Below are 26,830 nucleotides of genomic sequence, written 5' to 3' on the forward strand. Positions count from 1 at the left end.
ATCATTGGCCCGGCTCACGATGAGCAGCGCTCGGGTGCCCGTGCAGGTTTGTACGGGATAATCGGGAAAGTGATGCAAGTTCACTGCTGTCCCCGCAACGGTAATCGAGTGGCTTGAAGCGTGACCACTGACCTTCATGGTCGGGAAGGTGCTTCAGCCCGGCAGACAATTGTCCGCCAGCTCGTCAGCCCGGAGACCGGCCCGGCGATGATACAGGGTGATAATGCCAACGACATTATCAGTAATGACTGCCGCGCGTACGGGTCGATACGCAGGAGCACACAAGTGACGTATTTTCCTATCAGGTGTCGGCGCTTGCCAGACGCCGCTGTACTCCATGACGCCTCTTTATCACATGAGTGGGGAATACACCCTCATGTCGCATCATCGCGTCCTGCACCTGCGGAGACGATATGACCGCTACCCCGCGTCCCTTGTTCCCCTTTGCCGCCGTCACCGGCCATGAACGCCTCAAGCTTGCGCTGATTCTGGCGGCACTGGATACCCGCCTGGGTGGTGTACTCGTCAGCGGTCCGCGCGGCACGGCCAAATCGACACTGGCAAGAAGCCTTGCCGAGCTGCTGCCCTTCTCGCGCTCATCACTGGTGACGCTGCCTCTGGGCGCCGATGAGGCCCGGTTGACAGGTACGCTGGACCTGGGCCGGGCACTGGGAGATCGTGAAGTGGCCTTTCAGCCCGGACTTCTCGCCCGGGCCCATGACGGTGTGCTCTACATTGATGAGGTCAATCTGCTGCCCGACGCGCTGGTAGACCTGCTGCTTGATGTCGCCGCCAGCGGTATCAATCATGTCGAGCGAGACGGCATCAGCCATCAACACCCTGCGGATTTCCTGCTGATTGGCACCATGAACCCCGATGAGGGTGAGCTGCGCGCCCAGCTGCTGGACCGCTTCGGACTCGCCGTACTGGATCATCCCGCACCGGATATCGAGCAACGTCTGCAGATTGTCGAACGCCGCCTGGCCTTTGATCGGGATCCCGAGGCGTTCACGGCCAAATGGCAGAAAGAGCAGGCGCTGTTAGGTGAGCGGCTATCCGCTGCCCGCAAGCGACTTTCGACGGTCACTCTCTCCGACGACCTGGCCCGCGTGATTGCCACCCGCTGTGTCGAAGCCGGCGTGGAAGGCGTGCGCGCCGATCTGGCCTGGCGACGTGGCGCACTGGCCCACGCCGCATGGCAGGGGCGTCATATCGTCACGCTTGAAGACGTCGAGACTCTGGCTCCGCTGGTCATGGCGCATCGTGCCCCCGGTTATGATCCCGAGCAGGGCCATGATGATGGCAACCCGGGCAATGGACGTCATCGTCACAATGATGGTGAAACGTCTGCTTTCGAAGAAGAGACCTCCCCGGAGGCTACCTCCGTGCCGCCGACGGGACGATATCCAGGACGCCGAACGCCAGCCGATGCTCCGGGCCGACCGGATATGTCTTCCGATCAGGACACGTCAAACGCTCGGGCTGATAGTGAATCGGCTCGAATGCCTGCACCGACGGACAACGATCAGCGTCAGAGTGATCACCAGAATCATGATGGCGATAATCATGGCAGCGGTGACTGGGGCACTCTGCCGGCTCATCAGCCCCCTCTGACGCTGGGCAGTGCTGCCAGCAGGCGCATTCAACAGCCGACTGCATCAGCTAGCGCTTCCATCAGGCAGCAGGCGTCACGAACGAAAGGTCGCCATGCCATTGGGCAGGCGCGTATCGACTGGCCCGGCAGTCTACGCAGGGCAGCCATTACTCACGGCCGCCCGACACCCGATACTGTTGAGGCACTGGCATGGCATCGCGAGCGACGCCGTCCTGAAAGACTCACCTGTATCGTGCTGGACATTTCCGGCTCCAGCCTGAGCCGGCAGACCTCTTCTCAACGTGCCCGCCAGATTGAAAAGGCGATGGCGCTGGTCGAGCAGCTGGCTTTTGATGCCTATCTCGCCCGCGAGCAGCTGATGCTGATGACCCTGAGTGGTGACGGCGTCACCGAAGTCATGTCCCCTCGTCGTGCCCCACGCTCGATGGCTTCCACGCTGAACCGGCTCACACCGGGTGGCGGTACCCCGCTACGACGTGGTCTGGACGATACTCGCCAGCGCCTGGCGCGCCTTCAGTCTGTAGACCCGACAGCGATTCACCTCTGGATACTGACCGATGCCCGTAGCCGGGACGATCTCGAACTTGCGCCGTTTGGCCTTGAGACCCACATCGTGGACTGTGAGCCACGGGAAGAAGCACTGGGTCGGGCAAAAGAGCTGGCCGCCGCGCTTGAAGCCACCTGCCATCACCTTGACGATCTGATCCGCACGCCAGCCGCACCGGCAATGAATGCCACCAAAACGACAGTTCCCGGGAGACAGCCATGAGCCAGCACCATGGTGATGACAGCGCCACTGACCAGGACGACACTCGCTACCAGCAGCGCATGGCCACCAAAAAGCGCATTGTCGATGAGCGCATTGCCCGCGCAGATCAGGAACGTGGTGTGCTGATCGTGCTCAAGGGCAACGGCAAGGGCAAAAGCAGCTCTGCCTTTGGCACCATGGCACGTGCCATGGGACATGGTCAGCGTTGTGCAGTCATCCAGTTCATCAAGGGGCGACGTGCCACCGGCGAGTATCTGTTCTTCAACGATCACCCACAGGTCGACTTTCACGTTATGGGGCACGGGTTCAGCTGGGAAGTCCGCGACCCGGAACGCGAACGTCAGGCCGCACAGGAGGCCTGGGCACTGGCGGAAAGGCTGCTGGCCGATGATCAGTATCACTTTCTCCTGTTTGACGAGCTCTCCTACATGATCAAGTACGGCTATCTCGATGCCGAACGGATTGCTCAGGCTCTCAGCACACGGCCGGCGCATCAGAACGTGATGATCACCGGCCGTACCATGGCGCGCGAGATTCAGGAGATCGCTGACACCATCAGCATCATTCACGATGAACGTCATGCCTTTCGGCTTGGCGTCAAGGCACAGGCGGGGATCGAGTACTGATGTCAACGACCGCGTACTGTCCAGCGCTTTTCCTCTCGGCCATGGCTTCCGGTCAGGGCAAGACCACCGTCACCGCCGCACTGGCTCGACATCATCGTCGTCAGGGTCGACGCGTCACGGTGTTCAAGACCGGCCCGGACTATCTGGATCCGCAGATTCTGGCACTGGCCTCCGATCAGCCGGTCGAGCCACTGGATCTCTGGATGGCCGGGGAAGCCTTCTGTCGCGAGCAGCTCTATCGCGCCGCTCAGGTCTCGGATCTGATTCTGGTGGAAGGCGCCATGGGCCTCCACGACGGGACGCCTTCCAGCGCCGATCTGGCGATCGCCTTCGATATTCCAGTGGCCTGTGTCATCAACGCCCGCGGCATGGCCCAGACCGTGGCTGCCATCGGCCTGGGGCTCGCCCGCTATCGCCCGGAAATGCAGTTTCATGGCCTTGTGGCCAACGCACTCGGCAGTGAGCGTCACCGCCAGCTGATCGAAGACAGCCTGCCTGATGATGTTCGGCTACTGGCGGCCCTGCCCAGAGAGGAGCACCTCGCCCTGCCCTCACGTCACCTGGGACTGGTTCAGCCTGGCGAGCAGGATGACCCGGACAACCTGTCACTTGAAGCGCGACTCGAGGCTGCCGCCAATCTGCTGGAAGGCCAGGCCCTGACCGAACTGCCACCCACGGTGGCCTTTGAGCCGCAAAATATCGATACGCCCCCGCCTGCTCTGGCCGGCAAGCGCATCGGCATTGCGCGTGATGCCGCCTTCAGCTTTATCTATGCCGCCAATGTCCGCCTGCTGGAAGCCATGGGGGCCGAACTCTGCTGGTTTTCACCGCTTGCCGATACCTCGCTGCCCGAAGGTCTCGACGCACTGTGGCTGCCGGGCGGTTACCCGGAGCTTCACGCCGCGGCACTGGGCGCCAATCACGGCATGTGTCAGGCCATTCGCCACTTCGATGCCCGCGGGCTGCCAATTCTGGCCGAGTGCGGCGGTATGCTCTATCTACAGCAGACCCTGACCGACCAGCACGGTACCTGCCATCCCATGGCCGGTGTGCTGCCCGGTCACGGGGAGATGCGTACCAAACGAGGCTGTCAGGGCATGCAGAGCGCCCCTCTGCCGGAAGGTGAAATTCGCGGCCACGCCCATCATCACTCTCGAAGCCACGACACCCTGACACCGATGGCACACGGCCGTCGTGCCAGTCATCCCGCGCCGGGCGAGGCCATCTTTCGCCGCGGCCGGCTGAATGCCAGCTATCTGCACCTGTTTTTCCCTTCCAATCCCGAGGCTGTCGCGGCTCTGTTGGATGGAACAATGGATGGCAGTCCCACGCCCGGCGCATCGGCACATGCCAAGTCATGTTCGCATGTCGAGTGACCCTTGCGGCCATGACACCAGCAACATCCCGATCGCTCTGGGGGTGGGCTGTCGGCGTGACTGTCCGCCAGAGGTCCTCATGCAACTGGTGACAGACATGCTGACACGCACTGGACTGCATCCGGATCAGATCACCCTGGTGGCCACCCTGGTGGGTCGTCAGCATGAAGTTGCGATGACCTCGCTGGCCAAGGCCTGGGGCTGCCCACTGATGGCCTTCCCGGCAGAGGCTCTGAGGGAAAGCGAGCCGGCCATGAGTCAGACCAGCGATACCACAAGGCGTCTTCATGGTGTGCCCGGTGTGGCCGAGGCCGCAGCTCTGGCTGCCATCAGAGCGCATTGCGACGCACCGGCCAGACTGCTCGTAGCCCGCCAGCAGTGCGACCGCGCCACCTGTGCGCTGGCCGTACCGAACGCCACCACGAACATTTCCCGACACCCCCTTTTCAGGAGATTCTCATGACATCCATCGAGACCTCGCGTCCCGAACTCCACAAGATCCCCGCTACCGTCGTCACCGGTTTTCTGGGTAGCGGCAAGACCACCCTGCTGTCGCATCTTTTGCGCAACGCCGACGGCAAACGCATCGCCGTGATCGTCAATGAATTCGGCGAGCTGGATGTCGATGCCGAACTGGTACGCAGCTGTCAGCTCGAAGCCTGCGAGGAGAACGAGGCCATCGAGCGCGAACAGGGCGTCTTTGAACTCGCCAACGGCTGCATCTGCTGCACCGTGGAAGAAGAATTTCTGCCGGTCATGCAAAAGCTGGTCGAGCGACGCGACCAGATCGATCACATCCTGATCGAGACCTCGGGCCTTGCTCTGCCAAAGCCGCTGGTGCAAGCCTTCAACTGGCCCGACATCAAGCAGTTCTGCACCGTGGACAGCGTCATCACTGTTGTCGACGGCCCGGCACTGGCCGCCGGGCGCGTGGCGCATGACCACGACCGCATCGAAGCGCAGCGTCAGGCCGACGAAAGCCTGGATCACGACCCGAGCCTGCAGGAGCTGCTCGATGACCAGCTCGCCTCGGCAGATCTTGTCATTATCAGCAAGGGCGATGCACTGGACGACGAGGCGCGCCGGGTACTGGAGCAACAGCTGCGCGGGGAGCTGCCCGAGCGGGTCAAGACGCTCTGGGCCACGCATGGCGAAGTCGATGTGGCCGCCGTCATGGGCCTGCAGCTGGCCTCGGAAGGTCGGGCCGACGACATTCACACCCATCATGATGATCATCACGCCCACGGACGCGAGCACCACCATGCTCACGATGATTTTGACTCCTGCGTCATCACGCTGGGCAGCGTGGACAGCCCCACCCTGGTCAGGGCGCTGGAACAGGCACTGGCCGAACAGACCATCTATCGGGTCAAGGGATTTGTCGATGTCGGCAAGCCCATGCGCCAGGTGCTGCACGCGGTGGGCAATCGCCTCACCCATCACTTCGACCGGCCGTGGCGCAGCGACGAGACGCGCCAGACCCGGCTGGTGGTGATCGGCAAGGGTCTGGATCGCGATCGCCTGCAGGCCGCACTGTCCGAGGCCGAGCACCACGAGCACATCCGCTGATATCAGCCCCGACAGTCCTTTAGTGGAGGGTGACGCATGCACCTTTTCGCCGCCCAGCCCGGCGGGTTCAGCGATGACAACGGCATTGTCGATCTCGGTCAGTCGCCTGCCGAACTGGTGATCCTGTCGGCTGCCGACAGTGCACTGGCCCTGCTGGCCACCGTGATCGAGGCCGATGACGCCCAGCGCGATACCAGCATCCGCCTGGCCAACTGGATGAACCTGTTAAAACCCGCCGCGTTTGATCTCTATCGCGACCGGGTGCTGGATCAACGCGGCGATGAGGCGCCAAAGGGCGCTCGCGTGGTGGTGCTCTCCCTGCTGGGGGGCGCTTCCTACTGGACCTATGGTCTCGAGCAGTTGAAGGCGTGGGCACAGCGGGATGGCCGCACGCTGATCGTGGTGCCCGGTGAAGACGTCGAGGATGAAAGCCTGCTCGAGGCCGGAACGGTGAGTTACCAGGAAGCGCATCGGGTGTGGCGCTACCTGCGCGAAGGCGGTGCCGACAACACCCGCGCCCTGCTCAACTGGCTCGAGGATCGCTTCCTGAATCGCCCCCGGCCGTGGCGCGAACCTCAGCCGCTGCCGCGGGTCGTTTTACATGCCCCGCCCAATGATCTCACCGCCACACCCGGTCACATCACCCTGAATCAATGGCGGACGCGCTGGCAGCCCGAGCAGCCGGTGGCGGCACTGGTGTTCTATCGAAGCCATCTCCAGCAGGGCAACACCAGCGTCTTTGACGCATTGATCGGCATTCTGGAAGCGGGCGGCTTCAATGTATTGCCGGTCGCCGTGGCCTCGCTCAAGGAGCGCCTGTGTCTGGACACCCTCGATGAGCTGATCGAGCAGAGCCATGCCGCCATCATGCTCAATACCACCGGCTTTGCCCTGGCCGCCACCGCGGATGTCACGCAGACCGGCTATCAGCACCCCTGGACGCGCCACATCCCCATCCTGCAGCTGATCATGGTGGGCACCACACTGGAAGACTGGCAGGCTCAGCCCATGGGGCTCAGACCGCGTGACATTGCCATGCAAGTCGCGCTGCCGGAGCTGGATGGGCGCATCATCACCCGCCCGATCGCCTTCAAGTCGGCGCACTATCACTCGACGCGCTGTCAGCACGACATCGTGATTCATGCGCTTCACGAGGAGCGGGCCCGCTTTGTCACCGAACTGGCCCGGCGCTGGGTCCGGCTTGCCGAAAAAGCCAATCAGGACAAGCGTATCGCGCTGGTGCTGGCCAACTACCCCTCAAGCGATGCGCGCATCGGCAATGGCGTGGGGCTCGATACGCCGGCCTCGACGCTCAACATTCTCCATCACCTGCGAGAAGCGGGCTACCCGGTGACACAGGCCCTGCCCCATGACCCGACGGCACTGATCGAATGGCTGACGCAGACCGTAACCAATGACGCGACCGGCATCGAGACCCGGCCAGCAGCGCAGAGTCTGGCGCTTGAGACCTATGAGCAGCACTTCGCGCAGCTGCCCACCGTCTGTCAACAGGCCGTGCTTGAGCGCTGGGGCGCCCCGGAAAACGACCCGCTTCATCGTCAGGGCCGTTTGATGATCGCCGGCATGCGACTGGGCGAGACCTTTGTCGGCGTCCAGCCGGCGCGCGGTTTTGATATCGACCAGAACGCGGCCTATCACGACCCGGATCTGCCCCCTACCCATGGCTATCTGGCGTTTTATTTCTGGTTGCGACATGTCTATGGGGTCGATGCGTTTGTTCATGTCGGCAAGCATGGCAATCTGGAATGGCTGCCCGGCAAGGGAACGGCCCTTTCCGACACCTGCTGGCCGGATATCGTGCTGGGCCCCATGCCGCATCTCTATCCGTTTATCGTCAACGACCCCGGTGAAGGCGCCCAGGCCAAAAGACGCGCGCAGGCGGTCATCATTGATCACCTGATGCCGCCCATGACGCGTGCCGGTATCCACGATGACCTGGCCGAACTCGAGCGACTGACCGATGAGTATTATCAGGCCCTTGGCCTTGATCAACGCCGGGAGCAGTTTCTGCGCGAGGCCATCATCGAGCGGGTGCGCAACACTCATGTGCTTGAAGAACTGAGCCTGTCGCCTTCGGCGAGTGTCGGCGAGCGTCCGAGCATTGATGAGGCGTTAAAAGACGATCAGACCCTGCTGGACGCCCTGGACAACTACCTCTGTGACATCAAGGAAGCGCAGATTCGCGACGGGCTGCACGTGCTGGGCGAACTGCCGGAGCATGCCTCGCTGCGCGACACGCTGATGGCGCTGGTACGACTGTCGCGCGGCAGTCAGCCCCACGAACAGAGCCTTTTGAACGCCATGGCCATGGATCTGGGGCTTTTCGAAGTGCATGACGATTTCGACCCGCTCGCCCTCGATGCGTGGCCCTGGCAGGGGCCGTGGCCTGATCGGCTCAAGGCACTTGAAGCCACTGGTTGGCGCAGTTCAACTCATACCCGCGAGCGTCTTGAACTGCTCGGCGCACAGCTGATCGAGCAGCATGTTCTGTCTCATGATACTGCCCCGCCTGATCATCACGACTGGCCGCAAACACGCGCCGTGATCGATTTCATGAACGATACGCTGCTGCCGTTGCTGCACCAGAGCGTGGACAACGAACTCTCTGCGCTCATGGACGGTCTTGCCGGTAAATTCGTGCCCCCCGGGGCGAGCGGCGCCCCCAGCCGTGGCCGACTTGACACGCTGCCGACCGGGCGCAACTTCTATAGCGTCGACAGCCGCGCCATGCCCACAAAAACCGCCTGGACGCTGGGACAGAAATCGGCCGACGCGTTGATCATGCGCCATCTTCAGGAGCACGGTGACTATCCGACAAGTCTTGGGCTTTCGGTCTGGGGCACCGCCACCATGCGCACGGGCGGCGATGATATCGCCCAGGCCTTTGCCCTGATGGGCGTGCGCCCGATCTGGGCCTCGGGATCACAGCGCGTGATCGATTTTGAAATCATCCCCGGATTTTTGCTGGGCCGACCGCGGGTGGATGTAACCCTGCGGGTGTCAGGTTTCTTTCGTGACGCCTTCCCCGGGCTGATGGCGCTTTACGACAGTGCCGTTCAAAAACTCGTGGATCTCAACGAGCCCGGCAATGGCAATACGATTGCGGCCAATGTTGCCGAGCAGCGCAGGGCCTTGCTGGCTCAGGGCGTTGATGAAGATACCGCACGCCGCCAGGCCGGTTTTCGCATTTTCGGCGCCCGCCCCGGCACGTTCGGTGCCGGCGTTCAAAAGCTGCTGGACAACGGTCACTGGCAGGAGGAAGCGGATCTGGCCCGCGCCTACGTCAACTGGGGCGGTTACGCCTATGGCAAGGGCGTTGAGGGCGAGCCTGCCATGGCGGCTTTTGAAAAACGGCTATCAACGCTTGAAGGCATCGTCCAGAACCAGGACAACCGCGAGCACGACCTGCTTGATTCCGGCGACTACAGCCAGTTCCAGGGTGGCATGACCGCCGCGGCCCGCCAGCAGGGCGCCCGACCTGCGCTCTATTTCGGGGATCACGCCAACCCCGCCAGCCCGCGGATGCGCACCCTGAAAGAAGAGCTCAACCGGGTCATGCGCTCGCGCGTGACCAATCCGAAATGGATCAGTGCCATGCAGCGCCACGGCTACAAGGGCGCCTTTGAAATGGCCGCCAGCGTCGATTATCTCTTTGCCTGGGATGCCACAACGGCGCTGGTCAGCGACTACCAGTACGAACAGATCACCGATGCGCTGGTGCTGGATGCCGACAACCAGCGCTTTTTGAACGATCACAACCCGCAGGCCCTCAAGGACATGGGAAAGACATTAATGGATGCCATCGCTCGTGGGCTGTGGCAGTCCCCGGCAGACTATCAGACCCGCCTGCGGGATCTACTGCTGGCCATTGACGAGCAGGAGGAGCGCGCCTCATGAGCCGTGCAAATCGCTTTCGGGCGTCTCGCACCCTGATGGTTCAGGGCACTACCTCGGATGCCGGCAAGAGTGCGCTGGTCACTGCCCTTTGCCGAATACTGACCCGCCGTGGACACAGGGTGGCCCCCTTCAAACCGCAGAACATGGCGCTCAACAGCGCGGTCACGGTCGACGGCGGTGAAATCGGCCGCGCCCAGGCCGTCCAGGCCATGGCAGCCGAGGTCGATGCCCACGTGGATTTCAATCCGGTGCTGTTAAAACCCACCTGCGACCAGGGCTCTCAGGTCATTGTGGCGGGCCACGCCATCGGTCACATGAAAGCCGCCGAATACTATGCCTACAAGCCTCGACTGCTGGAACAGGTTGTGGCCGCCCATGATCGGCTCTGCCAGGGCTATGACCGCGTGGTGGTCGAAGGCGCCGGCAGCGCGGCCGAGATCAATCTGCGTGAGCATGATCTGGCCAACATGGGCTTTGCCGAAGCCGTCGACTGCCCGGTCATCCTGATTGCTGATATCGACCGGGGCGGCGTGTTTGCCCATCTGGTAGGCACACTCGATATCATCAGCGCCTCGGAGCGTGAGCGGGTTGTTGGTCTGGTGATCAATCGCTTTCGCGGCGATATCAGTCTGCTCAAGCCGGGGCTTGAATGGCTCGAGGCGCGTACCGGCAAGCCGGTGCTGGCCGTGGTGCCTTGGCTTGAGGACCTTCACCTTGAAGCCGAGGACGGCCTGTCCCGTGGTGGTGACAGTACCGGGGCAGCAGACGGGCTCCATGTGGCCGTCATTCTGCTACCCCGCATCAGCAACCATACCGACTTTGACGCCCTGCGCCTGCACCCGCAGGTCAGCGTGCGATTCGTGCGGGACCCGTCGGAGCTTGGCACAGCAGATCTGATCATCCTGCCCGGCAGCAAGCATGTGCGCGCTGATCTGGCGTGGCTGCGCGAGCGCGGCTGGTCAGACGTGCTGGCTCGACACCTGCGCTACGGCGGCCGGGTCATCGGGATCTGTGGCGGTTATCAAATGCTGGGCATCTGTATCGAGGACCCGGAGGGTGTGGAAGGCCCTGCGGGTGAGAGTAAGGGCTTGAGCTGGCTCAATCTTTCCACCACGCTGAGGGCCACCAAACAGCTGCATCGTGTCACCGGGCACTGCCTGCTGGGAGGAGTGCACGCTCCGGTCACGGGTTATGAGATTCATGTGGGCGAGAGTCTGGGTGACGGGCTTTCTCGCGGCGTGTTTGCCCTCGATGACGGCCGGCTTGATGGCGCCATTTCCGAGGATGGCCAAATTCTTGGCACCTATCTGCACGGAGTGTTCGATCACCCGGCCGCGCTACAGGCCCTGCTTGAGTGGGCCGGGCTTTCCGGCCCCGTTGCCTTTGATTATGACGCCCTCCGGATGACCGAGATCGACCGGCTGGCCGATCACGTTGAGGCGGCGATTGACTGGTCACGCTGGCCGATGCCGGAGGACGCCTCCACCTCGGCCGATTCGGCAACGCCGGTTCAGGACGCCTGATCCCGAGGCAGCAGGAAATTGCCCTGACTGCCATCGCCCAGCTCGGAGTCCACGACCGAGTCGTCCTTGAGTTCGACGCCCGAGAGCTCCCGGCGGCTGGCCTCATCAAGCAGATACAGGACCAGCCTTGACGCGGCCTCAAACGACTGTCCCCGCGGGCGAATGTTGGAAATGCAGTTACGCTCGCTGTCGCGACGCCCGCTCTGCGGTTTCCAGGTAAAGTAGACGCCCAGACTGTCCGGCGAGCTAAGCCCAGGGCGCTCACCAATCAGCACCAACCCCATGCGCGCGCCAAGCGCCTCTCCCATCGGGTCACCGATCGCCACACGCCCCTGTTCGACCAGCGCCACCGGCCCTACCGACCAGCCACGCGACTCGAACGCCGGGATAAGATGATCCAGCAGCATAGCGGCATGCTCGTGAATGGCTCGGGCCGACAGGCCATCCACGACCGTAATGGACAGATCGCACTGCTCGATATTCATGGCGCTGAGCTGTTCAAGGCTCTCGTCACTGAGCTGGCGCCCCAGATCCGGGTGGCGCAGATATTCGCTGCGATCACTGGCCTGGCTGTGAAGGCGCACAACACTTTCAAAGCGCGACTCAAGCGTACTCATCATCTCTTCGGTATCAAGTGGAAGATGCACGGCATCGCGGGCCTGAGCATGTGCCAGCTGAAAGGCGAGGTGCGGCGCGGTCGGCAGGCTGCCACCAGCGCGGCCCAGCCCGATTCGGGCATCGGTATGTTCACTCAGCTGCTGCCACGGGTTGGGCGTGACCGTAGAACCCGTATCTGATGTCATCGACGTGTCTGATGGCTCTGTCATGGACGCACTCCGTCAGTGGGCACGCGTCAGGGCGTGGGCAAAGGGGGTCAGCAGATTCTGATCCACGATGATTCTGCCGCGACTGTCAGTGATGGCCATTCGTTCCAGCCAGGCTTCGAACTCGGGCGCAGCCCGTAGCCCCAGCACCTCGCGGACATAAAGAGCATCATGAAAGGAGGTGGTCTGATAATTGAGCATGATGTCATCGGAGCCTGGAATGCCCATCACATAGTTACAGCCGGCAGCGCCCAGCAGGGTCAACAGCGCGTCCATATCATCCTGATCGGCTTCGGCATGGTTGGTGTAACAGACATCGCACCCCATCGGCACGCCCAGAAGCTTGCCGCAGAAATGATCCTCAAGGCCTGCCCGGGTAATCTGCTTGCCGTTGAAAAGATATTCCGGCCCGATAAAGCCGACCACCGTATTGACCAGTAGCGGATCGAACGCTCGCGCCACGGCGTAGGCGCGCGCCTCAAGCGTTTGCTGGTCCACGCCGTGATGGGCATTGGCCGACAGCGCACTGCCCTGGCCCGTCTCAAAATACATGACGTTGTTGCCAACCGTGCCACGCTGGAGTGACAGCGCCGCCTCCTGTCCTTCCCTGAGAAGCGCCAGATCAATGCCAAAGCCCTGATTGGCTGCCTGAGTGCCGGCAATCGATTGAAAGACCAGATCGGTGGGTGCGCCACGGTTGATGGCCTCGATCGCGGTGGTGACATGGGTGAGTACACAGCTCTGAGCGGGAATCTCGTAGTGGCTGATGATGTCATCAAGCATTTTCAAAAGCGTGACCACCGCGCCGGTATTATCGGTTGCCGGATTGATACCGATGACCGCATCGCCATTGCCGTACAGCAGCCCGTCCAGAATGCTGGCCGCAATGCCGGTCGGGTGATCCGTGGGATGATTGGGCTGTAGCCGGGTCGACAATCGCCCTTCAAGCCCGATGGTATTGCGAAAGGCGGTGACCACCCGGCACTTTCGCCCCACCAGCACCAGATCCTGCAGACGCATGATCTTGGCCACGGCGGCCACCATTTCAGGGGTCAGCCCCGGCGACAGGGCCGCCAGCACATCACTGTCGACTTCATGAGAGAGCAGATAGTTGCGAAACTCGCCTACGCTCAGGTGGGCAATGCGCCCAAAGGCTTCCCGGTCATGCCCGTCAACGATCAGGCGCGTGACCTCATCGTCTTCGTAAGGCACCAGCAACTCTTCGAGAAAGCGCGTGAGCGGCACCTCCGCCAGTGCCAGCTGCGCTGCGGCCCGCGTTTCGCTGTCAGCGGCCGCAATGCCTGCCAGCTGATCTCCGGAACGTTCCGGCGTTGCGCAGGCCATCAGGGTTTTGAGACTTTCAAAGCGATAGCGTTTATGGCCGACGTCATGATGATATTCACTCATGCGCACCTCCGGATCGTGATGTTATTGATCTTGTCGTGATACCGGCGTTCAGCATAAACGAGAGCCACATGGAGTGACCACAAAAGCGCTCGGCGTCGAAACAGGCATGGCATTGCGCACTGCGCTATGATCGAGCGAACCGCCCTATCGATACGAGAAACGCATGACACTGACGCTACTTCTCATCGTGGTGACCTGCGCGGTCTCCATCCCCTGCTTTACCAATCATCGATTGATCGAAAAACTGCTGTTCTGGCCACCGGCCGTGGCCCGAGGCCAGATCTATCGCTTCGTGACGCATGGATTTGTACATGCCAACGGCGCACATCTGTTTTTCAACATGTTCACGCTCTTTTTCTTTGGGCGAGCCATCGAACGCTTTTTTGTCTCTTACATTGGCGCGGCCGGGTTCATCGGGTTTTATCTGGGTGCGATTATCGTAGCCATTGTGCCCAGCTATCTGGCGCATCGTAATGATCCGAACTATCGAAGCCTGGGCGCCTCGGGCGCCGTCTCGGCGGTGCTGTTTGCCTTCATTCTGGCGGCGCCATGGACCACGCTTTACGTGCTGATCATTCCCGTACCGGCCATTGTCTTTGCCATTATCTACACGGCCTGGTCGATTTATGCCGGCCGCCGTGGCGGTGATAACGTCAATCACAGTGCGCACCTGTGGGGGGCTGCCTACGGAATCGTATTTGCGCTGCTGATGGAGCCGGCGCTGGGCCCTCGGTTTCTGGAGCAGATCGTGGCGTTCTAATCCACCGCTACCAGTGGCCATAACAAAAGGGCCCCTTGATGAAGGGGCCCTTTTTCATGGGAGGCTACTGCCAACGAGAGATCAGGGTTTTGGCTGCCAACCGGTCGGGTCTTCACCCGGCGTATTGGCGGCGGCCTTTTCAAGGCAGGACTGAATATGCTCCGCCACGGCTTCATACCCTTGAGTGGCCTGAATGGGTGAGGCACCGGCCCACGCGCCGATCGGAGTAAATTGATCACTGCCACCAGTGCCGGCCTCGCCGAGACGATCAAAATAGTAATAGTTGGCTTCAGGCAGACGCTGTATTTCAAGGCGATACGCCAGATCACGTCCGTCATGATGAGTGACCCCGGTCAGACCCGAGACGACGTGATGATCGTCACCTGACATTCCATTGAAGGCCATCCCCTCACTCTGGCCTATCGGATCACGCAACCCGCCTGTTGCCAGGTTGATCTGGCGCTGATCCACATTCGCGTTCAGGCACTGCTCAAGCTGCATGGGCGTCACTTCCGTATAGGGCCTGCGCAGTGCGAACGACCCCAGATAGTTACCGTCCTCCCCCTGTACGGGATGAATTTCCCGGTTCTGGGTGACCTGATCGTCCAGGATATATTGCCCGGAAACACACCCTGTCATCAGGGTCAGGGCCGCAGCGCCCATCCATGTCTTGTTCATCATTTTGATTCGCTTCTCATCCGTGTCGAGCCTTCAGTTGCCATGATTGTAATGGATGGCGAGCCGGTCTGCCTGATACAGGCAGCAAGTGATGTTGACACGCCTTTGAACAGAGGGCTTTTCTGATGAATGACTGCTCGATTTCAACAACGTGACAGGCCATATTTTACTGGCTGGGCTGGCGAGAAGCGTTGTGTATCGGCAAGATAGCCCTCGACACTATCATTGGCAGCGACGACAGGGATGGATGTGACTTCAATCTTAGAGGAATACCGGCACTGGCAGCGTTTTTCCAAACAGGAAAAACTGGATCAGGAACACCTTGGTGCCGTGCAAAAGCTTGCAAAGTCCGGCGCCATGGCAACACGAATGGCGGCCTCTTACAAAAGCATGGCAGAGCGTGCCGCCTCGGAAGGTGCCTGCTATCGCACGCTGTTCAGCCGTCGCCAGGACAACGGTGAGCAGCTGGCCTGCGAAGGCTGGCTGTTTGTACGGCGTGTGCTCGCAGAAGGCGGCACTACCAGAGTCAGGGCCACCCTGCTTGAAACCTTTACGCTGGAACACGGGGTCATTACGCCCGGATCAATGCCTGGAACCAGCGTGACGCTGGAAATTTTTGATGAACTGCTGGTCAAAAACACCATGCAGCTGGGCTGCCGGGTAGATCGCAGCGATGATGATCGCGACACGCGTTTCGTCACATTCGTCGACATGGTTCGGGGCGATTTAAAGGCCCATCTGTAATTGGACGACACCCGTTTTCGGCTTTTCATGTTTGAGTAAAATGCCTGACAAGGCATGCACAGGAGACGCTCATGAACACTACCCCTACCCCTTATAGTCCTCTGCCACTCAAGGAGATGGACAGCGTCACCAGCATCTGCCGCCCGGGACACCATACGGCATCTGCTTCGCTGGATATGGACAGCTCGGCGCTGGCGCTTTTGACCGATTTCCAGCAGGTCCGCGCCTTTACCGTCTCCTGCGAGAGCAGTGTCGATGATGCCCTTCAAACGATGAAGCAAAACAGCATTCATATGCTGCTGGTCATCAATGACAAGGGCGAATTTACCGGCGTCGTGAGTGCCCGCATCCTGTTTGGTGGCAGTGCGGTCACGCGGGCCATGCAGGAGCGTGGTATTGATCGCGCCGATGTTACGGTCGACATGATCAAGCTGGCACGTGAAGACATGCACTCCATCGATTACGAGCGGATCGAGCGTGCCACACTGGGGGATCTGGTGCAGACCCTGAAAACGTCCGGCGACCGCCATGTTCTGGTCACCGACCACGACGCTCAGGGCGGGCTGCGCATTCGCGGCGTCATTTCTGCCCGCGAGGTCAGCAACGCACTCGGTGTCAATCTCGACCATCCCCCGGAAGCTCACAGCTTCTCGGCCATTCGTTCGGTCGTTCTGGGACACGATCTGTAAGTCATCGAGGTACAGGCAGGGCCGATAATCGGCCCTGTTTTTTGATCGCTCCCTGAATTTTCAACTTTCTCGGTTTTCCTCACAAATCCATTAACAAGCGTGATCTCTTGGAGCTGTCTTATTATCATTAAAAGATAACGGTATAAAATTGAATACTGACATGTCCGTGGTTTAGCGTTAAACTGCCGCCTTTCATTCGTCCGGACCGGATCCCGGGCGTCGATCTCATCGGCAAAGAAATTCTCCGTCATGACATTACAAACCGCATCACGCGCCGTCGTCATCTACTCCGGCGGCATGGACTCCTATACCGTTTTACATCGTGCACTACGTGAAGGTTACGAAGTTCACGCGCTCTCCTTCCACTATGGCCAGCGCCATGCCCGTGAACTCGATGTTGCACGCGAGGTTTGTGAAAGCCTCGGAGTAGCACATCAGGTCGTGGATATACGCGCCATTCATGGACTCATTGGTGCCTCGGCACTGACCGATGCAACTCAGCAGATGCCGCGCGCCGACTACGCCGAAGACAACATGAAAGCGACGGTCGTGCCCAACCGCAACATGATTCTGCTGTCGCTGGCCATCGGGCATGCCGTCAACCTTGAAGCAGAGCTCTGCTATTACGGGGCACACGGCGGCGATCACGCCATCTATCCTGACTGCCGCCCCGAGTTTGTCGCACGCATGAACGACGTGGCAGCCATTGCCAACTACACACCCGTGGAAATACGGGCTCCTTATCTGCATGCGAGCAAGAGCGACATTCTTGCCGAAGGGCTCAGGATGGGCCTCGACTATGCCCATACGTGGACCTGCTATCTGGGAGAGGCGCTTGCCTGCGGGGAATGTGGCAGCTGTCGCGAACGTCTTCAGGCCTTTGCATCGCAGGGTCTTGTAGACCCGCTGCCCTATCGTGACCAGACCAGTCAAACGCGGGAGGTGTAGCCATGTACAGCGTCAAGGAAGCGTTCTACACCCTGCAGGGAGAAGGTGGTCAGGCCGGTCGCGCCTCGGTGTTCTGTCGTTTTACCGGCTGTAATCTCTGGTCCGGGCGCGAAAAGGATCGTGACAACAGTATCTGCCGCTTTTGTGATACCGATTTTATCGGCACGGACGGCCAGAATGGTGGTCGCTTTCGAACGGCTATCGAGCTGGCAGAACACATTGCTGCCCTGTGGCCGCGCCAGACGGACTCTGCACGTCCCTACGTGGTTTTCACCGGTGGAGAACCACTTCTCCAGCTGGACCGCCGCCTGATTGATGCCGTACACGAACGCGGCTTCGAAATCGCGGTAGAGACCAACGGCACCCTGCCAGCGCCCGAAGGCATTGACTGGCTTTGCGTCAGCCCAAAGGGCCGTGCAGAGCTCAAGCAGCTGTCGGGTAACGAGCTCAAGCTGGTCTATCCCCAGTCGGATGCATTACCCGAGCGCTTCAAAACGCTCGAGTTTGATCACTTTTTTCTGCAGCCCATGGACCTTGCGCCGCGTGGCCAGACAGGCAATACCATGGCCGATACGGTTGCCTACTGTATGGAAAACCCGCAGTGGCGCCTTTCCCTGCAGACGCATAAGATTGCAGGTATTGATTGATGATTCTTTTCGTAAATGCGCTCAGCGCGCTGGATGTGTCCATATGGTGCCCACAGCGTGGCCTGGTGGGCGCAAGCTACCATATCGATGTCGAGCTGGAAGGTCAGCTCGGTGACGACGGCATGCTGTTCGATTTCGGGGAGGTAAAACCCTGGATCAAGTCACGCATCGACGCTGGCGTCGATCACACCCTGTTGGTGCCGACAAAAGCACACGACATCTCGGTCAGTGAATGCAGCGAAGGCCTGCGCCTGCAGACCCGCCATCCCTGGCCAATGGAGCTTCGAGCACCGCGTCAGGCCTACACCCTGCTGCCCTGGCAACAGATTACGCCCGAACGTCTGGGAGACTATCTCTCTGCCGAACTTTCTCGGCGTCCGCCGGCACAGGTAGAAAAAATACGGGTGACGCTGCGCGAGGAATCTCATGATGCCGGTGGCTACACCTATAGCCATGGCCTTCGTCGCCACAGCGGCAACTGTCAGCGCATCGCACACGGTCATCGCTCGCGCCTGGCGATCTGGCACAACGGACAGCGCAGCGAGACACTTGAAACTCAGTGGTCACAGCGTCTTGAAGATATTTACCTGATCGATCAGGCGGATTTGATCGGTACCGACAACGAGACCTGTCATGTCGGTTATGAATCGGCTCAGGGCCGTTTTTCGATACGACTGCCGCGTGACCGCGCCGAGATCCTGCCAACGCCCACAACCGTCGAGCAGATTGCCAACTGGATGGCACAGGAAATTGCGTCACTGCATGGAGGCAGCGTGAGGGTGCAAGCGTTTGAAGGGATCGACAAGGGGGCTGTCGCAACTGCCCAGGGCGCCCGGGATAGCGCATGAACACCGATGATGGACATCATGACATGATCGCCACAAGCCGCCAGCAGGACGGCTGCCGTCCAGGCTGTGGTGCCTGCTGCATTGCACCGTCCATCAGTTCCGCTATTCCTGGAATGCCCCACGGCAAACCTGCCGGCGTTCGCTGTATCCAGCTTGATGACAACAATCTTTGTCAGCTTTTTGGTGATCCGCGCCGACCAGGGGTATGTCACGACTTCACTTACGATCAGGAGATCTGTGGTTACTCGCGAAAAGAGGCACTCGATACGATTGCCCTGCTTGAAGCGAGCAGCATGCCCTGAAAACAGTGAACCCGCCCATTGGGCGGGTTCATTACGATTACTATCACCATGACACTAATGATCAGTCCAGCTTGACCAGCATCTTGCCCTGGTTACTGCCCTCAAACAGAGCCAGAAAAGCATCCGGTGTCCGTTCAAGCCCTTCTTCCATGGTTTCACGATACTCGATGCGGCCATCTGCAACCAGCGGGCCTACCTGCTGGTAAAACGCCTGCTCATGGCCCTTGATCCATTCATAAACAATAAAGCCCTGCATACGCAGGCGTTTGGTCAATACGGCTGAAATATTGGCAGGGCCGGCAGAAGGCGCTGCTTCGTTGTAACGCGAGATCATGCCGCAAACCGCTATTCGACCGAAATCGTTCATGACGTCCAGGGCCGCCTCCAGCATGGGACCACCCACGTTTTCGTAGTAAACGTCGATGCCCTGCGGTGCAGCTTCCTTGAGCGCCTTCTTGATCTCATCGGCACTCTGATGATGATCGATCGCCTTGATACCGTGAGCTTCAAGCCACTCCCGCTTCTCCTGGCTGCCGGCGCTACCAATGACGGTACAGCCCTTCTGAGAGGCCAGCTGCGCGGCCAGCGAGCCCACGGCACCGCTGGCGGCTGAAATCAGCACGGTATCCGAAGACTTGAGCTCCGCCACAAGTGTCAGTCCGACCCAGGCCGTCATTCCCGGCATGCCAAGCACGCCGAGAAACGCCTGAGGCGGCACATCGATATCCGGCAGCGGTTGCACCTGGTCACCGCTGAGCTGTGCCACGTCTCGCCAGCCGCCCATGTGAACGACGCGGTCACCTTCCTTGAGCGTCTGGTGACGGGACTCGATGATTTTCCCGAGCGCACCACCCTGCAGGGGCTTGTTCAGTTCGAAGGGCTCGACATAGGTTTTGACACCACTCATGCGTCCGCGCATGTAGGGGTCCACCGAAAGCCACTGGTTACGAATGCGCACTTCCCCTTCTTTTAGCTCGGGCAGCTCCTGCGTCTCAAGCTGAAAAAGAGAACGCTCGGGCAGGCCTTCTGGGTATTCACTGATCGTGAAATAGCGTGACTGGGTCATGAAAACTCTCCTGCAGGCCCTGAAAGGGGTGCCGACAATAAGATGAATCGTTTAAAGGTATAAAAAAAGGCGCAACCGGAGTTGCGCCCTGAAAAAGATAGCAGACTATTTAATTTGTCGAGATATCGGCATGGTTACGAATTGCATCTGTCATGACATTGATCGTCTGCCCTGCCTGAGCATTCCAGAGACGATCCGACATGGTTGATATCTGGTCATCGCTGACCTCATCATCGACCTGATCAATGGCAAAAATGACCTGCTGATTCCCTGTCGCAGCATGGCCGTAGCCGGGCTTGCCATCCTGCGGATGCGGCATGCCGAAGGCAGCATTGACCAGCTCGGCAGACAACTCTTCCGAACCATCGCGTGTCACGCCACTGGCCTGTTGCCATTCAAGCCCGGCCGGATTATCGCCACGGCGAAGCGAGGCCAGTACCTTATCGGCCTGCTCGGCAAGAGCCTGATGACGCTTTTGCTCCAGCGCCGAACGCTTGACCTTATCACGAACATCATCCAGAGCCAGTGTCGTGGCCGGGCGATGCTCGGTGACACGGACCACCACGCGACGATCCTGCCCAAGTTCTACGGGCTCGCTGTTGTAGCCATTATTGAGAACATCATCACTGAAGGCTGCATCCATGACGCCAGCTTCTCCCAGCACGGCATTGTCACCGCCAAACTGATCGTCTCGAGACACCCAGTCCGTACGCTTGAGCGGAAGATTCAACCGGTCGGCGACGCCCTTGAGATCATCTGCTGAAAAGCTTTCATCACTCAACTGCTGGGCAAGCTGCTGGAAGCGTTCATCGCGTTGATCCTGTCGAACCTCATCGGCGAGCTGACTGCGCATATCCTCAAAGCTGTCGATGGCGATGTTGTCTACACGGATGATATGAAAGACGCCATCACTTTCCACGCCCTGAGAGACTTCACCCGGCGCCATGGAAGCCACGGCCTCATCAAAGGGCTGCCCGAAGATGCCCTCGGTAACAGCGCCCATTCGTCCACCCTTGTCAGCACTGGAAGGATCATCGGAGTACTGTTTCGCGAGATCGGCAAAGTTATCACCCTTTTGCAGACGTGCTTCAATCTCGTCAACACGCTGCTGAGCTTCCTCACGCGTACGCTGATCACCGAAGGTCACCACGATATCCGATACTTCACGAGGCGCCGTGACACGGTGCTGTTCGTAGCGCTGACGAAGTTGCTGCTCATCGATGGCCTGATTGTCTTCAGGTAGCTGACGACGATCGAGCACGACATATTCAAGTTTTACCTCTTCAGGACGCTGATAGGCTTCCTTGTGGGCGTCATACCACGATTGTACCTCGGCATCACTCACCTTAACCGGCTGCTCGAGCGCACTGTCACTCAACATGGCATATCGAAAGTCGCGCTTTTGATAGCGCAGCATGGCCAGCTGCTTGACTTCTGAAGGCAGCAGGAAGGTGCCGGTAATCAAACCGTTCTGAAGCTGCTGTGTCAGCATGTCTTCCTGAAGCTGTTGGCGAAACTCCTCGGGAGTGTATCCGGCGCTGCCCAACCTTCTCTGGAAAAGCTCGGCCGAAAAATGGCCATTGCTGTCCTGAAATTCCTGGCGGTTGACCAGAAGCTGATCCACCTGCTGATCCGAGAAGCTCATACCGCCATCACGGGCATACTGCTCCATGGCTGTACGGGTAATCAGACCGTCCAGAATCGCGCGCCGCGCTTCGTTTTGCTGTTCAGGTGGCACACGTCCCGAGCGAACGGCTCGCTGAACTTCAGTATCCAGGGTCTGACGGCTGATTTTCTCACCATTGACAGAAGCCGCTTCATCACGCTGGCTACCGTTGAAATAGCTCAGCAGTGATTCTGCGCCAAATAGTGTAAATGTCAGCGCGATCAGAGCCACGATTATTCTGGCGATCCAGCCCTGTGCCCGATCTCTGATCTTTTGCAGCATGCAGCAGGCCCTTGAAATTGATGGATGATGGGAAGGTTTGGCGAAGGATTATAACGACACATGACACAAACCGACATGCCATAAGCCGGTATCTGACTGAAGGCGTCACAAGCCGGCACCTGTCCACAAAATAAAAAAACGCATCGTTTTCACGATGCGTTTATTTCATACAGGGGAGGCATCCAGAAATACGCCTTCCATTGCAGGTAACACCGCTATCAGTTGACAGCGTCCTTCAGCGCCTTGCCGGCCTTGAAGCTGGGCACGTTGGCAGCGCTGATTTCGATGGTCTTGCCAGTCTGCGGGTTACGACCAGTGCGTGCAGCCCGCTCCTTGATGCTGAATGTTCCGAAACCTACCAGTGCTACGGAATCACCCTGCTTAAGGCTATCGGTCACGGAATCGATCATGGCATCGAGAGCCCGACCGGCCGCTGCCTTGGGAATATCTGCAGAAGCGGCAATAGCCTCAATCAGCTCGGATTTATTCACTCTTCACCCCTTGACTATAACAATCGTTGCTAGGATTAAGCGCGGCAATCGAACTGCATACGCAATCATAACGAGCCGCATTTTATATCAACGACCACAAATACCGTCAAGCAATGTTGGCAACAAAGCCCGTCATTTCAGGCTTTGTTAGCCAACATTAATCAAAAATAACCCTAATGAGTATTTACAGACGCTTGAGAAGTACTTTTTTCTTCTACCCGGGTGTCCTCAAAATCGTCATCGCTCTTTTGCACCAGAGCAACCTCAAGAACTTCGTCGATCCAGCGCATGGGTCTGATATCAAGTGCATCCTTGATGGTATCCGGGACTTCCTTGAGATCACGACGATTTTCTTCGGGTATTAGTGCAATCTTTATACCACCACGTCGGGCAGCCAGCAATTTCTCCTTGAGACCGCCGATCGGCATGACCTCACCCCGGAGATTCACCTCGCCGGTCATGGCAACATCTGCACGGACCGCTCGGTTGGTGTAGGCCGACACCATGGCCGTGACCATGGCGATACCAGCGCTTGGACCATCCTTGGGGGTCGCCCCTTCGGGCACGTGGATGTGAAGATCTTCCTTCTCGAACCGCTCAGGGTCGATACCGAGCGCGGCGGCGCGCGAGCGTACTACCGTGTGCGCTGCACTGACCGACTCCTTCATGACATCGCCAAGAGAACCTGTCTTGTTGACGCGTCCCTTGCCCGGTGTAACCACCGATTCGATGTTAAGGATTTCGCCTCCTACGGAGGTCCATGCCAGTCCGGTCACTCGCCCAACCTGATGCGCCTGATCAGCCAGACCATAGCTGAAACGTCTGACCCCAGCATAGCGCTCAATATCGGAAGCTTCCAGATGCTGTGTGGGGCTATCTACCTGGGCCACTTCATTACCGATACGCTCACGAAGCACCTTGCGCGCGACCTTGGCGATCTGCCTTTCGAGCTCACGCACCCCGGCTTCGCGGGTGTAATAACGGATCAGCTCAAGCAGCGCCTCATCGCTCAGCACCAGCTCGTTCTTTTTCAGGCCGTTGGCCTTGAGCTGCTTGGGCGCCAGATAGCGTCTGGCAATGCCAAGCTTTTCATCTTCGGTGTAACCCGGAATTCGAATGACTTCCATGCGGTCCAGAAGCGGCCCCGGAATGTTCATTGAGTTCGCAGTACAGATGAACATGACATCCGAAAGATCGTAATCCAGCTCCAGGTAGTGATCGCTGAACTTGTCATTTTGTTCCGGATCCAGCACTTCCAGCAGCGCCGACGAAGGGTCGCCGCGATGATCCATGCCCACCTTGTCGATTTCATCCAGCAGGAACAGCGGATTACGCACGCCGGTCTTGCTCATGCGCTGCAACACCTTGCCAGGCATGGAACCGATATAGGTCCGGCGATGGCCACGAATTTCCGACTCATCACGCACGCCACCCAGCGCCAGTCGCGTGTACTTGCGATTGGTCGCACGCGCTATGGATTGACCCAGTGAGGTCTTGCCCACGCCCGGAGGCCCTACCAGACAAAGGACAGGCCCCTTGAGCTTGCGTACACGCTTTTGAACGGCCAGATAGTCAAGGATGCGCTCCTTGACCTCTTCAAGCCCGTAGTGGTCTTCTTCGAGCACCTGCTCGGCATGACTGATATCATGACGAACACGTGTTCGTTTTTTCCAGGGAACAGCCAGAATCCAGTCGAGGTAGGAGCGCACAACCGTCGCCTCAGCAGAAGCCGGCGCCATCATCTTGAGCTTGTTGAGCTCCTGACGAGCCTTTTCTTCGGCTTCAGCCGACATGCCGGATTCGGCAATCTTCTGTTCGTACTGATCCGCCTCATTGGGCGTATTTTCAAGCTCACCCATTTCTTTCTGGATGGCTTTCATCTGCTCGTTGAGGTAATACTCGCGCTGGGATTTCTCCATCTGCTCCTTAACGCGGGAGCGAATGCGCTTTTCTACCTGCAACAGATCAATTTCGGACTCGATCAACGTCATCAAATGCTCGACGCGATCGCGTACCTTGTCCATCTCAAGCAGGGACTGCTTATCGCCAATCTCGAGCGACAGATGAGCACTGATGGTATCGACCAGACGGCTGGCATCCTCGATCCCCTGAAGCGAGCTCAGTACTTCATTGGGTACCTTGCGCGACAGCTTGACGTACTGCTCGAACTGATCCAGCAGTACGCGTACCAATGACTCCTGCTCGCGCTCGTTGAGCGGCTCGCTTTCTCTCAGGGTAACGCTGGCCACCGGGTAGCCATTCTCGTCTTCACTGTCATCGACTTCAGCAATGTCAGCTCGAGAGCTGCCTTCAATGAGCACCTTGACGGTCCCATCCGGTAGGCGAAGCAGTTGCATGATACTGGCGATGGTTCCGATATCGAACAGGTCTTCCACTTCGGGATTGTCCTGTCCGGCATCGCGCTGAGCGACCAGCAACACCTGTTTGTCCGATTCCATCGCGGCTTCGAGGGCACGAATCGATTTCTCGCGACCCACGAACAACGGTATGACCATCTGCGGATAGACGACAACGTCTCGCAGCGGCAACAGGGGTATGTTTAACGTCTGTGCGGGGTTACGCTCCATCGCAGACAACCTCGAATCTTGTGTGTGGGCCGCACGAAGCGACTTTGATGGGATCAATATGGGGATGACGGCAGGAATTACAACCGTTTACCGGGCAGGAGTCTGATATGACTGGGGGGCCGTGACGGCCCCCCGATCAAGCATCATCTTGCTGATTATCGATCGTCGCCAACGACCAGCTTGCTTTCCTGCTGGTTGGCATAAATCAGCAACGGTTTGCTGTCACCGTTGATGACGGTCTCATCGATGACCACCTTGACAACATTCTCGGCGGAGGGAATTTCATACATGGTATCCAGCAGTACGGATTCCAGTATCGAACGAAGACCGCGGGCCCCCGCACGTCTTACCATGGCCTTGTTGGCAACCGCCTTGAGCGCATCCTCTCGAAAATCCAGTTCGACGCCTTCCATTTCAAACAGACGAACGTACTGGCGTATCAGAGAGTTCTTGGGCTCGGTCAAAATCTGGATCAGTGCCTGCTCATCGAGCTCATTGAGCGTGGCAATGACCGGCAGACGGCCGACAAACTCGGGGATGAGGCCGTACTTGACCAGATCCTCGGGCTCGACGCTTGCAAGGATATCGCCAACACCCTTGTTGGTATCCTTGCTCTTGACGACGGCATTGAAGCCGATACCGCCACGCTCGGCACGATCACTAATGACCTTGTCCAGCCCGGCGAAGGCACCACCAACAATAAACAGAATATTGCCGGTATCGACCTGGAGAAACTCCTGCTGAGGATGCTTGCGTCCACCCTGTGGAGGAACAGAAGCCGTAGTACCCTCAATCAGCTTGAGAAGCGCCTGCTGAACGCCTTCCCCCGAGACATCACGTGTAATGGAGGGGTTGTCCGATTTACGAGAAATCTTGTCGATTTCATCGATATAGACAATACCACGCTGAGCCTTCTCTACGTCGTAATCGCATTTTTGCAGAAGCTTTTGAATGATGTTTTCAACATCTTCACCAACATAGCCCGCTTCTGTCAGCGTCGTGGCGTCAGCAATGGTAAAGGGTACATTGAGAAGGCGAGCCATGGTCTCTGCCAGCAGCGTTTTGCCACTGCCAGTGGGACCGATCAGCAGAATATTGCTCTTGCCAAGCTCAACTCGATCGTCACCCTTTTGCTGACCTACCTTTAGCCGCTTGTAGTGATTGTAAACGGCAACGGAAAGCACCATCTTGGCGCGGTCCTGACCGATGACATAATCATCAAGCGTGTTGCGAATTTCCCGTGGAGCAGGAAGACGCTCGTCGTCGGAAGACGCTTCGGACTCCACGACCTCTTCGCGAATGATGTCGTTGCATAAATCAACACATTCATCGCAGATGTAAACAGAGGGTCCAGCGATAAGCTTACGTACTTCATTCTGGTTTTTGCCACAAAATGAGCAATAAAGCAGCTTTCCGCCTTCGTCCTTGCCTTTGCCGTCAGCCATTCGCGTACCTCTTGAAGATGGCGGCGCACTGGCACGCCATCATGGTCAA

Annotated in this window: 22 protein-coding genes and 1 riboswitch; of the genes, 14 read left to right on the forward strand and 8 right to left on the reverse strand. The window is 58.9% G+C overall.

Annotated features, from left to right (window positions below; translation table 11 throughout):
• Positions 1 to 14 precede the first annotated feature (14 nt).
• Positions 15 to 219, forward strand: a riboswitch (cobalamin riboswitch).
• Between the two features lie 194 nt (positions 220 to 413).
• From B9H00_RS00570 to B9H00_RS00600, 7 genes are all read left to right on the forward strand, one after another.
• Positions 414 to 2,384 carry an AAA family ATPase gene (locus B9H00_RS00570; RefSeq protein ID WP_086899014.1) on the forward strand — a complete coding sequence of 657 codons (1,971 nt, stop codon included), beginning with the start codon at positions 414 to 416 and terminating at the stop codon, positions 2,382 to 2,384.
• Positions 2,381 to 3,010: a cob(I)yrinic acid a,c-diamide adenosyltransferase gene (cobO, locus tag B9H00_RS00575; protein WP_086899015.1), complete on the forward strand. Its 630-nt coding sequence runs from the start codon at positions 2,381 to 2,383 to the stop codon at positions 3,008 to 3,010. Before B9H00_RS00570 ends, cobO begins: the two co-directional genes overlap by 4 nt.
• Entirely contained in the window at positions 3,010 to 4,386 is a 1,377-nt protein-coding gene (locus tag B9H00_RS00580; RefSeq protein ID WP_086899016.1) for a cobyrinate a,c-diamide synthase, read from the forward strand. Before cobO ends, B9H00_RS00580 begins: the two co-directional genes overlap by 1 nt.
• A 79-nt stretch (positions 4,387 to 4,465) precedes the next feature.
• The gene (locus tag B9H00_RS00585; RefSeq protein WP_236944314.1) at positions 4,466 to 4,849 is read left to right on the forward strand and encodes a cobalamin biosynthesis protein; all 384 of its coding nucleotides are present in this window, start codon (positions 4,466 to 4,468) and stop codon (positions 4,847 to 4,849) included.
• Positions 4,846 to 5,955, forward strand: a complete 1,110-nt coding sequence (cobW, locus tag B9H00_RS00590) for a cobalamin biosynthesis protein CobW (RefSeq protein WP_086899018.1) — start codon at positions 4,846 to 4,848, stop codon at positions 5,953 to 5,955. The genes B9H00_RS00585 and cobW overlap by 4 nt, the downstream gene beginning before the upstream one ends.
• 36 nt (positions 5,956 to 5,991) lie before the next feature.
• Positions 5,992 to 9,873 carry a cobaltochelatase subunit CobN gene (cobN, locus tag B9H00_RS00595; RefSeq protein WP_086899019.1) on the forward strand — a complete coding sequence of 1,294 codons (3,882 nt, stop codon included), beginning with the start codon at positions 5,992 to 5,994 and terminating at the stop codon, positions 9,871 to 9,873.
• Entirely contained in the window at positions 9,870 to 11,396 is a 1,527-nt protein-coding gene (locus B9H00_RS00600; RefSeq protein ID WP_086899020.1) for a cobyric acid synthase, read from the forward strand. The genes cobN and B9H00_RS00600 overlap by 4 nt, the downstream gene beginning before the upstream one ends.
• On the opposite strand, the gene eutC is transcribed toward B9H00_RS00600, so the two are convergent.
• Positions 11,384 to 12,223 carry an ethanolamine ammonia-lyase subunit EutC gene (gene eutC, locus B9H00_RS00605; RefSeq protein ID WP_236944315.1) on the reverse strand — a complete coding sequence of 280 codons (840 nt, stop codon included), beginning with the start codon at positions 12,221 to 12,223 and terminating at the stop codon, positions 11,384 to 11,386. The two genes, B9H00_RS00600 and eutC, sit on opposite strands and share 13 nt — an antisense overlap.
• A 12-nt stretch (positions 12,224 to 12,235) precedes the next feature.
• The gene (locus B9H00_RS00610) at positions 12,236 to 13,627 is read right to left on the reverse strand and encodes an ethanolamine ammonia-lyase subunit EutB (protein ID WP_086899022.1); all 1,392 of its coding nucleotides are present in this window, start codon (positions 13,625 to 13,627) and stop codon (positions 12,236 to 12,238) included.
• Between the two features lie 163 nt (positions 13,628 to 13,790).
• On the opposite strand from B9H00_RS00610, the gene B9H00_RS00615 reads away from it, so the two are divergent.
• On the forward strand, positions 13,791 to 14,387 hold the full coding sequence (locus B9H00_RS00615; RefSeq protein ID WP_086899023.1) for a rhomboid family intramembrane serine protease: 597 nt from the start codon (positions 13,791 to 13,793) through the stop codon (positions 14,385 to 14,387).
• Positions 14,388 to 14,468: 81 nt separating this feature from the next.
• On the opposite strand, the gene B9H00_RS00620 is transcribed toward B9H00_RS00615, so the two are convergent.
• Positions 14,469 to 15,068, reverse strand: a complete 600-nt coding sequence (locus B9H00_RS00620; protein WP_157663152.1) for a hypothetical protein — start codon at positions 15,066 to 15,068, stop codon at positions 14,469 to 14,471.
• Between the two features lie 240 nt (positions 15,069 to 15,308).
• On the opposite strand from B9H00_RS00620, the gene B9H00_RS00625 reads away from it, so the two are divergent.
• From B9H00_RS00625 to B9H00_RS00650, 6 genes are all read left to right on the forward strand, one after another.
• Entirely contained in the window at positions 15,309 to 15,809 is a 501-nt protein-coding gene (locus B9H00_RS00625; protein WP_086899025.1) for a hypothetical protein, read from the forward strand.
• 71 nt (positions 15,810 to 15,880) lie between these two features.
• Positions 15,881 to 16,498 (forward strand): CBS domain-containing protein, encoded by a 618-nt coding sequence (locus B9H00_RS00630; RefSeq protein ID WP_086899026.1) that lies wholly within the window; start codon positions 15,881 to 15,883, stop codon positions 16,496 to 16,498.
• Between the two features lie 249 nt (positions 16,499 to 16,747).
• Positions 16,748 to 17,446: a 7-cyano-7-deazaguanine synthase QueC gene (queC, locus tag B9H00_RS00635; RefSeq protein ID WP_086899027.1), complete on the forward strand. Its 699-nt coding sequence runs from the start codon at positions 16,748 to 16,750 to the stop codon at positions 17,444 to 17,446.
• A 2-nt stretch (positions 17,447 to 17,448) separates the two neighbouring features.
• On the forward strand, positions 17,449 to 18,093 hold the full coding sequence (queE, locus tag B9H00_RS00640; protein ID WP_086899028.1) for a 7-carboxy-7-deazaguanine synthase: 645 nt from the start codon (positions 17,449 to 17,451) through the stop codon (positions 18,091 to 18,093).
• Entirely contained in the window at positions 18,093 to 18,941 is an 849-nt protein-coding gene (locus tag B9H00_RS00645) for a 6-pyruvoyl trahydropterin synthase family protein (RefSeq protein ID WP_086899029.1), read from the forward strand. The genes queE and B9H00_RS00645 overlap by 1 nt, the downstream gene beginning before the upstream one ends.
• The gene (locus B9H00_RS00650; protein WP_236944316.1) at positions 18,938 to 19,243 is read left to right on the forward strand and encodes a YkgJ family cysteine cluster protein; all 306 of its coding nucleotides are present in this window, start codon (positions 18,938 to 18,940) and stop codon (positions 19,241 to 19,243) included. Before B9H00_RS00645 ends, B9H00_RS00650 begins: the two co-directional genes overlap by 4 nt.
• A 61-nt stretch (positions 19,244 to 19,304) precedes the next feature.
• Here B9H00_RS00650 and B9H00_RS00655 read toward each other — a convergent pair whose 3' ends face one another.
• The 5 genes from B9H00_RS00655 to clpX form a co-directional block, all read right to left on the reverse strand.
• Positions 19,305 to 20,309, reverse strand: coding sequence for an NADP-dependent oxidoreductase (locus B9H00_RS00655; RefSeq protein ID WP_086899030.1), 1,005 nt, complete (start codon positions 20,307 to 20,309; stop codon positions 19,305 to 19,307).
• 109 nt (positions 20,310 to 20,418) lie between these two features.
• On the reverse strand, positions 20,419 to 22,257 hold the full coding sequence (locus B9H00_RS00660) for a SurA N-terminal domain-containing protein (RefSeq protein WP_086899031.1): 1,839 nt from the start codon (positions 22,255 to 22,257) through the stop codon (positions 20,419 to 20,421).
• 218 nt (positions 22,258 to 22,475) lie between these two features.
• Positions 22,476 to 22,748, reverse strand: coding sequence for a nucleoid-associated protein HU-beta (gene hupB / locus B9H00_RS00665; protein WP_086622767.1), 273 nt, complete (start codon positions 22,746 to 22,748; stop codon positions 22,476 to 22,478).
• Positions 22,749 to 22,921: 173 nt separating this feature from the next.
• Entirely contained in the window at positions 22,922 to 25,336 is a 2,415-nt protein-coding gene (gene lon, locus B9H00_RS00670; protein WP_086899032.1) for an endopeptidase La, read from the reverse strand.
• Between the two features lie 155 nt (positions 25,337 to 25,491).
• Positions 25,492 to 26,781, reverse strand: coding sequence for an ATP-dependent Clp protease ATP-binding subunit ClpX (gene clpX / locus B9H00_RS00675; RefSeq protein WP_086622765.1), 1,290 nt, complete (start codon positions 26,779 to 26,781; stop codon positions 25,492 to 25,494).
• Positions 26,782 to 26,830 lie beyond the last annotated feature (49 nt).

Origin of the sequence: Kushneria marisflavi, assembly GCF_002157205.1 — a bacterium.
GTDB lineage: Bacteria > Pseudomonadota > Gammaproteobacteria > Pseudomonadales > Halomonadaceae > Kushneria > Kushneria marisflavi.

Excerpts from the sequence above, each read along its gene's own strand:
- B9H00_RS00645 (WP_086899029.1), top strand. The coding sequence starts at position 18,093 with ATGATTCTTTTCGTAAATGCGCTCAGCGCGCTGGATGTGTCCATATGG.
- cobW (WP_086899018.1), top strand. The coding sequence starts at position 4,846 with ATGACATCCATCGAGACCTCGCGTCCCGAACTCCACAAGATCCCCGCT.
- B9H00_RS00570 (WP_086899014.1), top strand. The coding sequence starts at position 414 with ATGACCGCTACCCCGCGTCCCTTGTTCCCCTTTGCCGCCGTCACCGGC.
- B9H00_RS00580 (WP_086899016.1), top strand. The coding sequence starts at position 3,010 with ATGTCAACGACCGCGTACTGTCCAGCGCTTTTCCTCTCGGCCATGGCT.
- B9H00_RS00660 (WP_086899031.1), bottom strand. The coding sequence starts at position 22,257 with ATGCTGCAAAAGATCAGAGATCGGGCACAGGGCTGGATCGCCAGAATA.
- cobO (WP_086899015.1), top strand. The coding sequence starts at position 2,381 with ATGAGCCAGCACCATGGTGATGACAGCGCCACTGACCAGGACGACACT.
- B9H00_RS00620 (WP_157663152.1), bottom strand. The coding sequence starts at position 15,068 with ATGATGAACAAGACATGGATGGGCGCTGCGGCCCTGACCCTGATGACA.
- cobN (WP_086899019.1), top strand. The coding sequence starts at position 5,992 with ATGCACCTTTTCGCCGCCCAGCCCGGCGGGTTCAGCGATGACAACGGC.
- B9H00_RS00600 (WP_086899020.1), top strand. The coding sequence starts at position 9,870 with ATGAGCCGTGCAAATCGCTTTCGGGCGTCTCGCACCCTGATGGTTCAG.
- eutC (WP_236944315.1), bottom strand. The coding sequence starts at position 12,223 with ATGACAGAGCCATCAGACACGTCGATGACATCAGATACGGGTTCTACG.
- B9H00_RS00630 (WP_086899026.1), top strand. The coding sequence starts at position 15,881 with ATGAACACTACCCCTACCCCTTATAGTCCTCTGCCACTCAAGGAGATG.
- B9H00_RS00625 (WP_086899025.1), top strand. The coding sequence starts at position 15,309 with ATGGATGTGACTTCAATCTTAGAGGAATACCGGCACTGGCAGCGTTTT.
- clpX (WP_086622765.1), bottom strand. The coding sequence starts at position 26,781 with ATGGCTGACGGCAAAGGCAAGGACGAAGGCGGAAAGCTGCTTTATTGC.
- B9H00_RS00585 (WP_236944314.1), top strand. The coding sequence starts at position 4,466 with ATGCAACTGGTGACAGACATGCTGACACGCACTGGACTGCATCCGGAT.
- B9H00_RS00650 (WP_236944316.1), top strand. The coding sequence starts at position 18,938 with ATGAACACCGATGATGGACATCATGACATGATCGCCACAAGCCGCCAG.
- B9H00_RS00610 (WP_086899022.1), bottom strand. The coding sequence starts at position 13,627 with ATGAGTGAATATCATCATGACGTCGGCCATAAACGCTATCGCTTTGAA.
- B9H00_RS00615 (WP_086899023.1), top strand. The coding sequence starts at position 13,791 with ATGACACTGACGCTACTTCTCATCGTGGTGACCTGCGCGGTCTCCATC.
- B9H00_RS00655 (WP_086899030.1), bottom strand. The coding sequence starts at position 20,309 with ATGACCCAGTCACGCTATTTCACGATCAGTGAATACCCAGAAGGCCTG.
- queC (WP_086899027.1), top strand. The coding sequence starts at position 16,748 with ATGACATTACAAACCGCATCACGCGCCGTCGTCATCTACTCCGGCGGC.
- queE (WP_086899028.1), top strand. The coding sequence starts at position 17,449 with ATGTACAGCGTCAAGGAAGCGTTCTACACCCTGCAGGGAGAAGGTGGT.
- lon (WP_086899032.1), bottom strand. The coding sequence starts at position 25,336 with ATGGAGCGTAACCCCGCACAGACGTTAAACATACCCCTGTTGCCGCTG.